Genomic DNA, 14,445 nt, shown 5'->3' with positions numbered 1-14,445 from the left:
AAGGTCTGTTGTTTCATCATGGGCCGAATTTTACCGAACTCAACCCTATGACGGAGACTTGTTCAGCGTAGCCTTAGGGCTGTGGCAGATGCCGAATTGGGCTAGCCCTGTCGCATCAAGCGTTTCTCACCTCATCAAACCTGCTGGACGCCCGCATCAAGTTCAATTCCGCATAAAGCGGCGGGCCCCAGACGCAGCAGGCTCAGCGCAGTATCCCGGCCAAAGCGTTGCTCCAGCACGACGCAAGCTTCGCTCATGCGGTGGCGACGCCCATCCAGATTATGCGCATCACTGGCGACCGCACTGACCCAGGCTTTACCAAGGAGAAAGTCCGCAGCCGCACCCACGCGCGGGCCAAACTGCCCAAGCAAGGAGCCCGCGGTAACTTGCAGGAAACACCCGGCGTCGATGAACTGCTCCGCACGCTCAGGAGTTTCCATCACCGCCTTGTTCCGCTCGGGATGAGCAATCACCGGTCGAATCCCATGCGCCACCAAATGTCGCATCAGAGCCATCGTACCTAGGGGGATCTGCGAGTCAGGCAATTCCAGAAGGATGGTTCGGTAAGCACCACACTGCCCGAGAAACGGGATTTCATCACGCTCCAGCATCTCAAGCAGGGAACCATCCAAACGCACCTCACCAGCAAAAGACAGCTTAAGCGGGATTTTTTTCACCTTCAACAAGGACGCGAAGCGCTGGTACTCGAATTCAATCGACGAGCGCACGTTATTGAAGCGACCGGGAAATACATGTGGCGTGACAACTGCATGCGAAACCCCATCAGCCACAGCCGCCCGCGCAAGCGCCAAGGCGTCATCGATGTTTTGTGGCCCGTCATCAATACCGGGCAACAGATGACAGTGAATATCGATCATGCACTCACCTTGGCATCACTGACGACTCAGGCATTCTTGGTCTTGGTGTAACCATAGCCTGCGTAGCCCTTTGCGCCGTAACCGGAGTAGTCGCCGTAATAGCGCTGCGACTTGGAGTGGTCGAGATGATTGAGCACCACTCCCAGAATTTTGGCTCCCGAGCGCTGCAAGCGCACCAAACCTTTGCGCGCCAGCGGATGCGGCGTCTGCATGGCACGCACCACATAAATCGTGCGTGTCGCCATGGGCGCCAGCACCAGCGCATCGCTCACCAGTTCCACCGGCGGCGAATCGATAACAATCACTTCATACTGTTTGGCCAAGCCGCTCAGCGTGTCGGAGAAGCGCGAAGACAACAACAACTCCAGAGGATTCGGCGGCAGGTCACCCACCGGCATCACGTCCAGCATTGAGCCCTTGATACAATGGATGCAATCCTTCAAAGCTACAGTCCCCGAAACCAGATTCGACAAGCCCTTGGCCTCCAGCGGCAAGCCCAGGCGACGACCTATCTGCGGGCGACGCATGTCCGCATCAATCAGCAAGGTGCGTTTGGTTTGTGCATGCGCCAATGCCAGATTCGCGCTGACGGTCGTCTTGCCTTCACCCTGGACACTTGAAGTCACCAGCAAAATGCGATTCGGCAGGTCAATATCGGTCAGCAAGACCCCGGTTCGAGCGGTACGGACAGCCTCAGCCAGGTAAGACTCCGGCTTGTCGACGAACATCGTGATCGCCTGCGCCCCCTCCTTGCTTCCCAGCTCTGGCAAAGCGGCCAATACGGGCTGCTGGAATCGACGCTCGGCATCCTCAATCCCTTTCACGGTGTTGTCCAGTTGATCCAGTAGCAGAGCCACCAACACCCCAACAAGCAAACCCAGAACAAGAGCAACTGCAATTGTCATTATTTTCTTGGGCTTGACCGGAGCATAAGGGACGACGGCTTCATCCACCACGCGCGCAACCGAGCCCTGCAAATCACCGCCCAGGTTGGTTTCTTTCGCCCGGTTCATGAACAAATCGTAAAGCTGCTTGTTCGCCTGCACTTCGCGATCCAGCACGCTCAATTGAAACTCCTGACGATTCACGCTTTGCACCGTTCCACGCGCCGAGGCCAAGGCACCCTCCATGGCACGTTCAGTGCTGCGCGCAGATTCATACTCACGCGTCAAACCTTGCGCCACAGCCTGAGACTGACGCTGCAGACTTTCTTTGGCTGCGCGCTGCTCGGACAGAGCCTGCGTCATTTTCGGGTGCTCAAAACCATAGCGTTGCTGCAGCTCGGCAACCTTCTGACTCGCCACCGCCTCCTGTCTGCGGGCATCTGCCACGCTCGGGTTGCGCAGCACTGCCGGCACCGAGGTGTAATCACCATCCACAATCGATTTCATCTGCTCATAGGCACTCTCAGCCTCGGCACGCCGTGCTTTTGCCTCGACCAAACGCTGGGTTACCTCACCAATCTGCTGGCTGATCATGGTCTGAGCCGAGCCCGACAAAGTCACAATCCCGGATTTATCACGATAGGCCTGCAACGTCCGCTCGGACGACAACAGTTTGTCGCGCAGCGACTGCGTACGCTCTTGCAACCAGCCATTAGCCTGCTGCGTCATCTTGAACCGCGCTTCACGATCAGCCGCGATATATGCCTCTGCCGTCGCATTGGCGACCAGCATGGCCAACTTTCTATCTTTCGACTCGAAACTCAATTTCACCAACTGACTCAAGCGAACGGGTTCCACGGAAAACTGCTGCGAAAACATATCCACCGCAGCATCAGCAAGGCGCGCTTCCGTTGCTTCCTGCTTCACCGCGCCAAAGCCCAGGGAAGCTTTGAGCTTGGCGACGCCACCCTCTTCAGCCTTACGCAGATCGAATTCCGGGTACTCCCACAAACGCAAGTCTCTAACCACGCGTGCAGCGACTTCGCGCGACTTCAAGATTTCTACCTGCGTCTGGTAATGCTCTTTTGCTTGCGAAATCCCGCTATACACATCCTCAATCGACAGCAGATTGGACTTGCCCTGCTCGATCAACACCGTTGTCGTTGACCGATAGACAGGCGACAGGGAATACACGATCGCAGCCGCGGCCATAGCGAACACCAGTCCAAGGAGCAGAATGCCCCACTTGCGCTTGGTAATACTGCGCCAGTATTCCAGAAGCTCAAGCTTGCTCTCATCCGCCAGGGCTCCGTCGAGCGAAACAAACTGGTCTTCGTCAGTGGGCACTTGAGAAATGGGAGATTTCATTGTCTGCGACACCAGAAAATTTCAGAACAAACAAAACGAGCGTACGGCCGGGCACTCACGAGACAGACAAGTTCTGGGCCGCCTAAGCGCCTGATACACCTGGGCGATCAGAAGAAACCCTCTTCCACTGTCACAATATCGCCGGGGAATACGGCTGCATTCAGATCCACCTTGAACTGCCGCTGCTGTGGATCATCCCCACGAATAAGAAACAACTTGCTCAGCGAGGCGCGCTCCTTGAAGCCCCCCGCCAGTGATGCCGCCTTGCGTACCGTCAAACCCGGCTGGAAGGGATAGCCGCCAGGTTTATCAACCATTCCGTTAATGAAGAAGGGGCGGTATTCCTCGATCGAGACCGACACTTTCGGATTCACCAGAATCCGGCCGCGCAAACTATCAACGACCAGTTTTTCTACTTCACCCAGAGTTTTGCCACGCGCGGTCAGCTCACCCAGACCCGGCATGAAGATGGTGCCCGTATCGGTCAAGCGGATTTTCTCGCGGCTCAGGTCGTCCTCGCCGAAAACGCGAATCGACACCACATCACCGGCGCCCAATTTATAGGCCGACAGAAACTGTGAAACCGTGGACGCATCCACAGGGACCGATGTGGGCTGTGCGAAACTCGACACAGAGCACATCAGCAGCACGCCACACACAAAACTGCGCATCAGCATTCATCATCTCCTGATCATTGACCCTAGAACGATGCATCCAGCTTCAGCATCGTCAGACGGCGAATGTAATCGTTGTTATTCATATTCGAATCACGATGCGAAAACGTGTATTCAACGCTCAGCCCCAGCCAGCGACGCACGTCGTAGGTTAAACCTGCGCTGTAAATATCTTCAGAGTCATGACGCCCGGTTTGACGATACAGCGTATTCGCGCGGCCACCCGATACCCTGCTATGCACGAAGCTGGCCCAGTCGTGAGTCCAGCTCAAGGTTGCGCCCTTAACGACAGGGATATCCGTCGTGCCGGTCGGATCAACTGCCGCACGACCACCAGCCAGATCAAACGTTGAATAGCTCCGCGGCTTCCAGCGAATGGCGGCCTCCCACGAAAATCCTTCGTACTTCGGGCGAACCTGGTCGTGTGCAAAATCCTTGCTTTGCTGACCCGCCTTGAGCGTCCCGCTCAAGGCCGAGCTTGAGTCCAGAGTAATCCCCAGATACGCCCGGACATCCGTATTCTCAAGAAAATTGGTGTCCTGAACATAGTCAAACGTCGTCCGACGCAACTCCGTCAGAACACGCGTCTTCGAAGCCACGCGGTAATAGAAGCGCGCAGCATAGTTGGTAGTATCCACATCTGCCGACGCGGTGCTCGCCCGATTGTTCAGATACTCCTTGTGCGCCATGCCCGCATCCACCTCAATGCGTCCAGTCGCCTCATCGGCGCCATAGCGAAATGTGGCGTTAGTTGACTGAGCACGGTAGTGATCCGGTACAGCAGAGCCGACACTCCGATCGGTTGAGCCGATCGGTTCATAGCGATCCTGATGCGCCAATCCCCAAAAAACGCTGGCGCGCGAATCGAATACGTTGCTCGCGTTGAACAGAAAGTCGTTGTTGTCGAGCTTGTTCGAGTCGAAATTCGGATAGCGGGTGTAATCGCCCTTATAGGCCAGCGTATACACATCAGAACGATACTTGGCTTCCGCCACCAGCGTCGGACGCAAGCTCAGCACCTGCGAGCCGACCTCCTGGCCTTTTTGAGCCATCGTGACGTTGCTGTCGTAGCCAACGCCCACGCCTGCATCGGCAAACAGATTAATACCATCGGCCAGCTTGATCGGCGCCTTGCTGCGTGCCTGTGACACAGGAATGCCGCTGGACTCAAACACTTTGCCCGTCAAAACCTCCGCCGAAGCAGGTATGGCCGCCGGCACCTGAGGCACAGGGGTCACAACAATGACGGGATCTGGCTCATCAGCTGCAGAGGCCCGGAAAGCGCTCATCCACAGCAAGGAAGCGATCACCAGATAAAGTTGATTACATTTCATGCCAACCCCGCAACATAAGATTTTCAATCAACTCCAGACAAACCCAAAAGCATACTTGCTACAAAAAATCAGGGAAAACCTGCCTTCATGAAGAGCTTCTTCCATCCGGCCTGGCCGGATAAGAAAGCAACATCCAGCAAGCTCAAACCACCAGAAACCTCCGGCCACCGGACGGGATTACAGCCTGAAATCCGCTTGGCAGTGAGTCCGCAAGCCAAGGTCTACCGGCAACTCTGGATCTTCATTTTTCATATGCACACAACATTAGAACTTGAAGCACGGAAGGCCGGATGGAAACTCCCCCGCCAATGCCCAAAACCGGGCACCCCACCACTATCACCAGACTTTGACGCTCCGACTCGGTGCGCGGAACAAACCCTGACCAAGAAGCTCAAAATGAAAAACACCGCATTTCCCATGTTCGAATGACTCAATACCCGCGCAATCACCAGCATCAAACTCAACAACATATTGCGCGGCACAATGAAAGAGAACGCCACCGCCAGCTATTGAGGCCGCTACAGCGCCCGCACCACCGTTGATGCAACAATCGTTCCAGCAAAAATTTGCGTCAGCCGTTTGCCCCAAGACAGAGACCAGAATATGGCCGGCCAGATGCACCAAGCTTGGGAGAAAGAGGGAAAGAAAGACGCGGCGCCAGACACGAAAATCGAACCGAGGCGCTGCTGAGAAAACCTCGCCAGCGCACTCCAGAACGAACAAGCGTCTTCACGGAAACTCTCCGCAAAAACACGCCGAAAGCTGCTTCAGGAAAGACAAAAAACCTTACACTTATCCAAAGCTGATCAATCCAGAATCGGCAGCCGGCCTCTCCTCAAACTTCGGTTGATACAGTGACGCTGGTTATAGTGAATCGGCACCGCCTCATGCCCAAAGCGTAGTGCTGCCCCTCACCGTCAAGCGGAGCGCCCAGCCCATGCCCCAAGCACTCAAGATCCTGCTTAGCCTGTTTGCGCTGACAATCGGCCTCACCCAAAACATCAGTCACGCGGAGCCAGCAAGCAAAGGAAGACCGACCCTGCGCGACAGCCTCTGCCTGAACGTAAAGTTCAGCCAGGGACAACCGCTGACACAACTCCCCATACTCGCCGACCTGGGCGTTGGCTGGGTACGGGACAACGTCGACTGGCCCACGCTTGAACCTGCCATCAATCGCTACGTTGGCTTTCCCAAGGAGTTTGAGCAGCGTCTGAGCTACTACCGGGAGCACGACATCGGCGTCGTCTTCCTGCTCGCCTACGGCAACGCCAAGGTCTACCCTGAAAGCCTCTTTGGCGGCAAACTCGGCGTACCCGCAGAGCCTTTCGCCCGCTACGCCCTGCATGTCGCCAAACTCATGCGCGCGTCGGGCGTGCGCTTTGTGCTGGAGATCGGCAACGAACCGCACAACTGGCTGGGCAGCATGGGTGGGAACTGGCAGGGCAAGCCGCCCTCCCCCTGGCTGGATCACTACCTGAACATGGTGCGAAGCACCGTCAAAACCGTCAAAGCCTTTGATCCCAACATCAAACTACTCACCGACGACGACATGTGGATCGTGCACTACTGGCTCATGGAGGGCGGATTACCACCCGACATCGACGGCTTTGCCATTCACCCCTACGCCGCCCGCCCCGAACGCGCCGCAGTCAATCACGACACAGACTGGACCCGCCCATTTCAAGTAGTGGATGACAACGGCTCCTTCGCCAGCGCGCTACGTCGCCTGCGCGAACAGGCCCGCAAAAAACTAGGACGCGAGCCCGAAATCTGGATCACCGAATGGGGCTGGGAACACGGCGGAAAAAAACCTGATGGAGGCCGCTTCAGCGAAGAAGAAATCGCAGCCTATCTGGTGCGCGCTTACGTACTCGCCGCTGCAAATGGCGTGCCCCATACCTGCTGGTTCAGCGCACAAGACAGCGTAGACGGCCCCATGGGCCTCATCGACAATCAGGGGCGCATCCGTCGTGCCTATGCTGCCCTCAAAAACCTCTCGCTCGAACTGGGCGACTATCGTTTCGAAGCTCAGGTGCAGGGACAAAACACCCCGACTTCTGGCCCCCAGGCTTTTCTGTTTCGCCACCCCGAAAGCGGAGCGAGAAAAACCGTTCACTGGAACAGCGACAACAGCCAAGCTCCTCAGATCAGCCTCACCCAATGATCCTGCAACTTCTGCAGCAGCGTCTCAACAGAAAAACACCCAAACAAATCCAAACCAAGATAGCCCGAAGACCCGCACTCAGAAAGGCTCTTCAGATATGCAGCGCCAAGACCCTTATCAGGAGCGGATCTTCAGCACATATCATCCAAGAACCAATCCCCATGCGGCTTTTCAAGCATATATCCGCCACGCTGATTTGATTGCCAGGAATGAAGATTCCGGCCTCGTGCCAGATGCGCAATTCATGGCAGCTGGCGCCGTCATGCGGAAAGATTTGTGCGGAATGCCTTCAGGAAATCCACCCAGTGCCGGCGATCTGATGATTTATTCATCATGCAACTGCTCTTCTCTTGCCACCATCACGCGTTCAACAAGCGTACGGAATTTGTCTTGAAAGGCCTGCACGCCGAAACGCTCAGCATTTCGCCGACACGCCAGCGGATCAAAAGCCAGGCCAGCCTCGAATCGTGATACGGCCTCCATCACGGCCTCAAGCGTCTGTTCCCGGAAGAAAATTCCCGTCCGCTGCGCAGGGTCCGGCGAATCCACCACGGTCTCCAGCGCCCCGCCCTTGCCAAAGGCAATCACCGGCGTGCCGCAGGCCTGCGCTTCCACCGGGGTGATGCCGAAATCCTCTTCCGCCGCGAATACGAAAGCCTTGGCACGCTGCATGTGGTCGCGGAGCACTTGAAAAGACTGATAACCCATGATGGTCACGTTCGGTCCGGCCACCGCACGGCATTTATCCAGCTCCGGCCCGTCTCCGATCACCACCAGCCGCTTCTCTGGCATACGCGCAAAGGCCTCCACAATCATGGGCATTTTCTTGTAAGGCACCATGCGCGAGGCGGCCAGATAGAAATCCTCCTTGTCTTCGCGCAGGGTGAAGGCCGATACATCCGCTGGCGGATGCACCACCACGGCATCACGACCATACACTTTGCGGATGCGGCGGGCGATGAAGGCCGAATTCGCCACAAACTGATCCACACCGTGTGCCGTGCGCACATCCCAGATCCGGATGTAATGCAGGATGATGCGCGCCAACCAGCTTTTGAAACCCTTGGCCAGTCTGGATTCCTGCAGATACTGATGCTGCAGATCCCAGGCATAACGAATCGGTGAATGGCAGTAGCAAACATGCACCTGATCCGGCCCGGTAAGCACCCCCTTGGCCACGGCATGGCTGCTGGAGATCACCAGATCGTAGCCAGAAAGATCCAATTGCTCGATGGCCAACGGCATCAGCGGCAGATAGGCGCGATATTTCGTCCTGGCCTTTGGCAGATTCTGGATGAAAGTCGTTTTCGCACGCTTGCCCAGCATGAAGCCCCGCTCGGCGTCAGGCATGAAATCCACCACTGAGAACAGATCGGCATTGGGCCAGATTTTCAGAATCTGCTCGACCACTTTTTCGCTGCCGGCGTGGGTCAAGAACCACTCGTGGACAATTGCTACACGCATCAAATCACCTTTATCCAGTTAGGCAGCGCGAACACGCGTCACGCCGGGGGCTCAGGATTTCCTGAAAAACAAGAAACGGCTCAATAAACGCCTCACCGGTTCATCAACGAGGACGGAAGCGCAATACGCCACAAACAGGCAAACCAGAACCTCAAAACCAGCAAGCAGATAAATCGCCCCTGCATTCAATTCATGCGTGCGCGCAAAGTTTGAAAACACCTTGACGATGGGGTAGTGCGTGACATAAAGCGCGTATGACACATACCCCAGCCACTCAAAACAGGCAGCAAGCCGGCCAGAAACCTGTACTCCTGCCCCTGACACCACCAGCAGGGGAAAAATCAGCAAGACCGCCAACAACACATACACCGACCACAGCCAGCCGGCCTCCCCCGGGCCAAGCAGCAGCAAGGCAAGCAAGCTCGCGCTCAACAAGCCCGCTCGCCAAGCTCCTGCGCCAAAAACCCTCATCTTTTCCCTGAACGACCACAGCAACAGCCCAATAAGAAAAGGTAAGGCCACCCTCAAAAAGCCTTCCGGAAATGAGCTCGTTTCCATCCCGCCAAGCGGAGCTCCTTTCATGAAAATCGCCCCTGCGTAGATAAACGCCAGAACCATCGTCACCCAAAGCAGCCGGCGCGCGGGAAACCGAACCAGTAGCAGGACCCACACAACATTCGCCGCCCACTCGAAAAACAGCGACCACGCCGGCACATTCAACGGGAATATGGAGCCCCAACCCTCGGCAAGCTCTACCGGCGAAGGAATGAAGAACAGATTCAGCGCCAAGCCAGACCAGAGCTCAAGCGGCACGCCGACCGACTGTTTGATCACCTTCATGCCAAAGACAAGCAGGCCGAACAACAAACCCAGTGCATGCAGGGGAAAAAGACGCAGCCACCGAATCAACATGAACTGCTGCCACTTCATCCCGCTCGCCAGGCGCGCCGAATACGCATGTGCGATCACGAATGCACTTAGCATGAAAAAGAAATCCACCGCCAAGGGCGTATTCGGAAATTTCCATGGAACATCAAACGGCTCTACGGCGTGATAGAAAACCACAGCCAGAGCCGCCATGCCACGCAGACCGTCAAGGACAAAAAAACGGTCTCCGTTCTTGTTAGCCATTTGTCAGCCCCGCGAAATTCAAGGATGACATCGCTTTCAGAGCCGGCCCCTTGGCCACCACGGCGGCGCGCGTCGCGTCCAGATCCGCCAGAAATACTGATAATTTCTGCCTGACAGCAACTGGGTCAGAGATGATTTCGCGGGCAGTCGTCAGGCTTTCCGCACTCAAACCAACGTGATTCAGCAAACCCACCATCTTTTCTTTGTACTCAATACCAAAGACCGGTACACCGCCCCCGAGCGAGGCAATCATCAAATGCATGCGCCCGCTGATCACGCCATCAAACTTGCTCACGGCCGCCTTTATCTCTTTAGCATCAAGCCTGTCCTTTGAAAGAAAGACGAATTCTCCAACGCGTGGTTCCAACAAATCATACAAGGGCCCCAAGCAGTGAGCATCTGCAGACGTGCCGCGAAAATCATGTTCAACCAGCATCAAACTGAGCGACGCCTCCTCAACCAGCTCTATGAGCAAAGCGGCAAGATTGCGCACCACTTTATCAATCTCGTGACGATCGACGAGTTCAAGCACGAGCGGATGGACATTCACGCCTACTATTCGTCGCCCCTTGGCACGCTGAACATCAACCCAGTCACCCACACCGCGCACGAGTACGGAGTCCATTTGCGGCTTGAGCAGAAAAGCGACATCAGCGACCAGTTCGCAGCGCGCACGGCTTAATCTGCCGAACCGTTTGAAAGAAACCGGGTCACGCAGATTGAACACAATATCCTGACAAGTTTCATTGAACACAGTACCCAGGCCCGGATAGGGACTGGCACTCACACTGAATCCCGTCACAACGCATTTAACGCCGCGCCGAGCCAGCATGTCCGTAATCATCAACAACAAAGCTGAAAATACGGGGTCATAGCTGCCATCAAGTACATCAGCGCCGATCGTCACACAATGCGTTGGTTCATGAGAAACAATGCGCGTCATCGTCTCTGCGAAACTCAAGCTGCCATCAAGCACTCGACACGGGACAGCCCCAGCCTGGCGAACCTGCTCGTCAGCCACATCCCCCGCCGTGAGTACAACAAATCGAGCATCCGGCCATGTCTCGCGACAGAAATGCATTACTGCTGAAATCATCGCCATATCCCCTGTCGAAGCGTTAAACAGGAGCGGATCAGATGGCACCAGAACGATAACAGGAAGGCCCTGCCCGGAAACTGGCCCGCCGGCCCTTGCTTGCCTCCAGGCGGATACTTGTCGATGAAATTTGTAGCTCACGAAGAGAGATTTGAATCCACTTCGACGCCAGACTTTTCGCAACGATGAAATAAGCATAAACCACCCATAGCTTTCAAAACGTTGAAATTCGGGACTACAGGCACACAATAGAATCAACAGACGCCTATTTTCTTAACCCGCGAAGAAGTGCATGTCCGGTTTCCGTCCAGCGCACCATAGAACACTCACACCCTCCCGCAGCTCGATTCAAGCTCATGTCTGCAGCTCGAAAATAGTTCATCAACACACTCGCCAGCTCCTCTGGATTTCGCGGATTAAAATAGATAGCCGAGTCCCCACACACCTCCGGTATCGATGCCGCATCAGCTGCGATCACCGGACAACCCAAAGCCAGGGCCTCGGCTGCAGGCAGGCCAAAACCTTCGTAATACGAAGGAAAAACAAAGCAAGCGGCATGCTCATAGAGGGCACGCAACTCTTCATCGCTCACATAGCCCACATGTTTCACAAAATCCGGTAGGTCACCGCTGGCAAAAATGCGGGGATTGGTGCCACCGGCGACCACCACATCGAAGCTGCATTTTTCTCCCAGCAACTCCACCGCGCGCACCAAGGCAGCGAAATTCTTGTGCGGGCTCATGCTACTCACCCCCAGCACGTAGGGACGCTGACGCAAGCCATGACGATCCAGAATGGATTCATCTGCCTGCACTCGCAGAATGTGCTCTCCACTCTCGGGCAGCACGCTGATCTTGGCGGGGGCAATACCGTAAGCCGCAGTTAATTCACGGCGCGAAAACTCGGACACCGTAAAGATCTGCTGGGCCACCCGGCCCAGCCAGGGCATCAGAAATCCATACCACAAGCGAAAGCCTCGACTGTAGGATTCCGGCACACGGGCGGGCGCGGCATCGTGAATCACTACGGCCTGCTTGCGTTTGAACAGGGGCGCGGCGTTACACAAGTTCAGCAGCATCTTGCCCCGTGCGCACCAAGGCAGGTCGATTTGCTCCCACAGAGCGCCTTTGAGACGACCACACTCCTGCACTTCAATCTGCCCATAAACGGGCGCCGCTGCCATGGCGCCGGGTGGCATCAGCAGGGTGAAGCGCCAGACAGCTGCCAGTTCAGGGGTCTGGCTCAACAGCACGTCCAGCGCTCTCAGGGTTTCGCGGGCGAAACGGTCCACGCCAGTCGGGCGGCGCGCCAGAAAACGGCCATTGATGAAGATTTCGCGCCTCTCTGCACTCATGCCCGACTCCTCTGTTGCAGCATTTCCAGCAAGCCTTCGGCTGACTCACGCCAGGATTGAATCGCGCCGCTAGCGCCCTTGCTGCCCAAAGGCCGAGCATCGAGCATCTGCCTGAGCCCCGCGGCGATGGCCGTGACGTCAGGAGAAACGATGATCGCTTCGCCATGTGCGGCCTCACGCAATTCCGGCACGTCAGACACCAGCACGGGCACCCCCGCCGCGCGCGCCTCCTGCACTGGCATGCCAAAACCTTCGTAAAGCGAAGGCATGGCCAGTCCTGCGGAGAGGGCATACACCGCAGGCATTAGTTCATCCGGAACGTAACCCGGCAGCACGATGCCCAGCGCGGCATGCGCCTGGATCTTGCTGGCCAGTGTGTGGTTCTGCCAACCACGCGCGCCCACCAGCACCAGTTGATGATCAGGGATCAAACCTTGCTGCTTGAGTAGCACAAAGGCATCCACCAGCGCCTCCATGTTCTTGCGTGGCTCCAGGGTGGACACAGCCAGCAGATAGGGCGGCTTGATGCCAAACGCGGCAAGGGCTGGGTGCGCAAGCTCCTTCTCTAGCGCGTCAAACGGGCGAAATGCAGGGGTAACGCCGGGGCGCACGATCCCGTCTGCAGCGCGCCCCACCCAGTGCAATAAGCGGTCTGAAGTTCCCTGCGAGTTGCTAAGCACAACATCGGCGCTGCGCACATCGCGTTCGAACCACAACACGTGCGATAAGCGCGTGATGCGCTCCATGGTTTCAGGCACCAGGCGATGATTCAGGTCATGCACCGTGACCACCATTTTGCGGGCCACGCCACGGCCAGGATGGATCGTACGCCCGGCCCAGAACACATCCAGTTGATCGCGCCGGGCCAAGGCCGCGCCACGGGTTTTCAACCACAGGAATGAGGGCAGTTTGCGCACCAGCGCCCAGGGCTCTTGCCGCACCTGCCAGCGCGCCGAGGGCAAGGCGAGGCGCTCGGCCGGCAAGCGGGTGTAGACAAAGAAACTGGCCGCCGGCAGAAGCGCCTCTATTTCGCAGCACAGCTTATAGATGTACTGCCCGACACCCGACAAGGGCTTGCGCAAAGCATCGCCATCCATGCCGAAACGCCAGGCAACTTCCCCGCGCGAAATATCGGGAGGCATCATCACAACTCCAGCACCCGCATCGGGTGCTGCCGCCAGCGCAGCGCATCAAGCAAGGCGATGGCATTGCCACGCAAACGCCCTGCGTAGTCCTTGCTCCGGTTGGCACGCAGCGTGTTGAACAGATTGGAAGCGACATTGCGCGCAGCCAACCTGAAACCAAAGCGCCAGCGCATGCTGCCCTTACGGATCAGGTAAACCGGGTTGGCAATCTGGGAGTAGCCGAAGCGCAAACCGCTGGTGCGCGCACCTTGCACGCCCATGTGCACGCCCCGACAGGCAGGCTCAAAAATCAGGCGGCCAAAGGCAGCTACCCGCGCGGCAAAGTCGATATCTTCCTGCCAACCATATAGAGGTAGTGCTTCGTCAAAGCGCACGCTGAGCGCAGCATTTCCACGATAGGCCATGTTGCACCCATACAGGCCGCCCCCACGCATATCGTGCCTTTGGCCATTGTGCGGCCAGTGTGGCTCGCGCGGGCGCTCGCCACTGATGTATTGAGCCGCTTCTGCCTCGTTGTAGCCGGAAACGCGCACGCCATCGGAAATCACATCGCCGGTGATGCCAACAACATCCAGTTGCTCGGCAAAAGAGCGCGCGCATTGCTCCAGCCAATCGTCGGCCGGACGGAAGTCGTCATCAAAAAAAACCAGAAATGTCTGAGTTGGTTCACTGGCACGAATTTCATCTGCCAGCATATTCAAGCCGACATTGCGCTGAATGCAGGTTCCTGCTGTTGGAGAAGTTTTCAGGATCGCCCGGCCGGAAAGAGCCAACTCGTGCATTTCCAGGCCCTGAATATCTGCAGCCTCGCTGCCGACCACCGCAACCCGGATCGGCAACAGACTCTGGCGAGCCAGACTATCGAATAGCCCCACCATTTCACGCGTGCGGCCTTTGGTAGCCACGATCACAAATGCTTGTGGCAAAACAGACTTTGACATTTTGCGGACCTC

Annotated in this window: 12 protein-coding genes; 2 read left to right on the top strand and 10 right to left on the bottom strand. The window is 56.7% G+C overall.

Annotated elements, in window-relative coordinates; all coding sequences use genetic code 11:
* Positions 1 to 134: 134 nt before the first annotated feature.
* The 4 genes from ABXR19_RS17030 to ABXR19_RS17015 all read right to left on the bottom strand — a co-directional run bounded on the left by ABXR19_RS17030 (position 135) and on the right by ABXR19_RS17015 (position 5,138).
* Positions 135 to 878, bottom strand: coding sequence for a tyrosine-protein phosphatase (locus ABXR19_RS17030; RefSeq protein WP_354602354.1), 744 nt, complete (start codon positions 876 to 878; stop codon positions 135 to 137).
* A 26-nt stretch (positions 879 to 904) separates the two neighbouring features.
* On the bottom strand, positions 905 to 3,130 hold the full coding sequence (locus ABXR19_RS17025) for a GumC family protein (protein ID WP_354602353.1): 2,226 nt from the start codon (positions 3,128 to 3,130) through the stop codon (positions 905 to 907).
* Positions 3,131 to 3,237: 107 nt separating this feature from the next.
* Positions 3,238 to 3,807 (bottom strand): polysaccharide biosynthesis/export family protein, encoded by a 570-nt coding sequence (locus ABXR19_RS17020; RefSeq protein ID WP_354602352.1) that lies wholly within the window; start codon positions 3,805 to 3,807, stop codon positions 3,238 to 3,240.
* A gap of 23 nt (positions 3,808 to 3,830) precedes the next feature.
* Complete coding sequence (locus ABXR19_RS17015) at positions 3,831 to 5,138, bottom strand: outer membrane beta-barrel protein (protein ID WP_354602351.1); 1,308 nt, start codon at positions 5,136 to 5,138, stop codon at positions 3,831 to 3,833.
* 87 nt (positions 5,139 to 5,225) lie between these two features.
* Between ABXR19_RS17015 and ABXR19_RS17010 the strand changes: the two genes are divergently transcribed.
* Positions 5,226 to 5,567, top strand: coding sequence for a hypothetical protein (locus tag ABXR19_RS17010; protein WP_354602350.1), 342 nt, complete (start codon positions 5,226 to 5,228; stop codon positions 5,565 to 5,567).
* Positions 5,568 to 6,075: 508 nt separating this feature from the next.
* Complete coding sequence (locus ABXR19_RS17005) at positions 6,076 to 7,302, top strand: hypothetical protein (RefSeq protein WP_354602349.1); 1,227 nt, start codon at positions 6,076 to 6,078, stop codon at positions 7,300 to 7,302.
* A 324-nt stretch (positions 7,303 to 7,626) separates the two neighbouring features.
* On the opposite strand, the gene ABXR19_RS17000 is transcribed toward ABXR19_RS17005, so the two are convergent.
* From ABXR19_RS17000 to ABXR19_RS16975, 6 genes are all read right to left on the bottom strand, one after another.
* Entirely contained in the window at positions 7,627 to 8,766 is a 1,140-nt protein-coding gene (locus ABXR19_RS17000) for a glycosyltransferase family 4 protein (RefSeq protein WP_354602348.1), read from the bottom strand.
* Between the two features lie 51 nt (positions 8,767 to 8,817).
* Positions 8,818 to 9,897 (bottom strand): acyltransferase family protein, encoded by a 1,080-nt coding sequence (locus ABXR19_RS16995; RefSeq protein ID WP_354602347.1) that lies wholly within the window; start codon positions 9,895 to 9,897, stop codon positions 8,818 to 8,820.
* The gene (locus ABXR19_RS16990) at positions 9,890 to 11,134 is read right to left on the bottom strand and encodes a polysaccharide pyruvyl transferase family protein (RefSeq protein WP_354602346.1); all 1,245 of its coding nucleotides are present in this window, start codon (positions 11,132 to 11,134) and stop codon (positions 9,890 to 9,892) included. The genes ABXR19_RS16995 and ABXR19_RS16990 overlap by 8 nt, the downstream gene beginning before the upstream one ends.
* Before the next feature lie 124 nt (positions 11,135 to 11,258).
* Positions 11,259 to 12,347, bottom strand: a complete 1,089-nt coding sequence (locus ABXR19_RS16985) for a glycosyltransferase family 4 protein (RefSeq protein ID WP_354602345.1) — start codon at positions 12,345 to 12,347, stop codon at positions 11,259 to 11,261.
* Complete coding sequence (locus tag ABXR19_RS16980; protein ID WP_354602344.1) at positions 12,344 to 13,492, bottom strand: glycosyltransferase family 4 protein; 1,149 nt, start codon at positions 13,490 to 13,492, stop codon at positions 12,344 to 12,346. Before ABXR19_RS16980 ends, ABXR19_RS16985 begins: the two co-directional genes overlap by 4 nt.
* Complete coding sequence (locus ABXR19_RS16975; protein WP_354602343.1) at positions 13,492 to 14,433, bottom strand: glycosyltransferase family 2 protein; 942 nt, start codon at positions 14,431 to 14,433, stop codon at positions 13,492 to 13,494. The genes ABXR19_RS16980 and ABXR19_RS16975 overlap by 1 nt, the downstream gene beginning before the upstream one ends.
* Between the last annotated feature and the right edge of the window lie 12 nt (positions 14,434 to 14,445).

It is taken from the genome of Uliginosibacterium flavum (assembly GCF_040566545.1).
GTDB classification, from domain to species: Bacteria; Pseudomonadota; Gammaproteobacteria; order Burkholderiales; family Rhodocyclaceae; genus Uliginosibacterium; species Uliginosibacterium flavum.
This window is presented reverse-complemented; position numbering and strand designations above follow the sequence as displayed.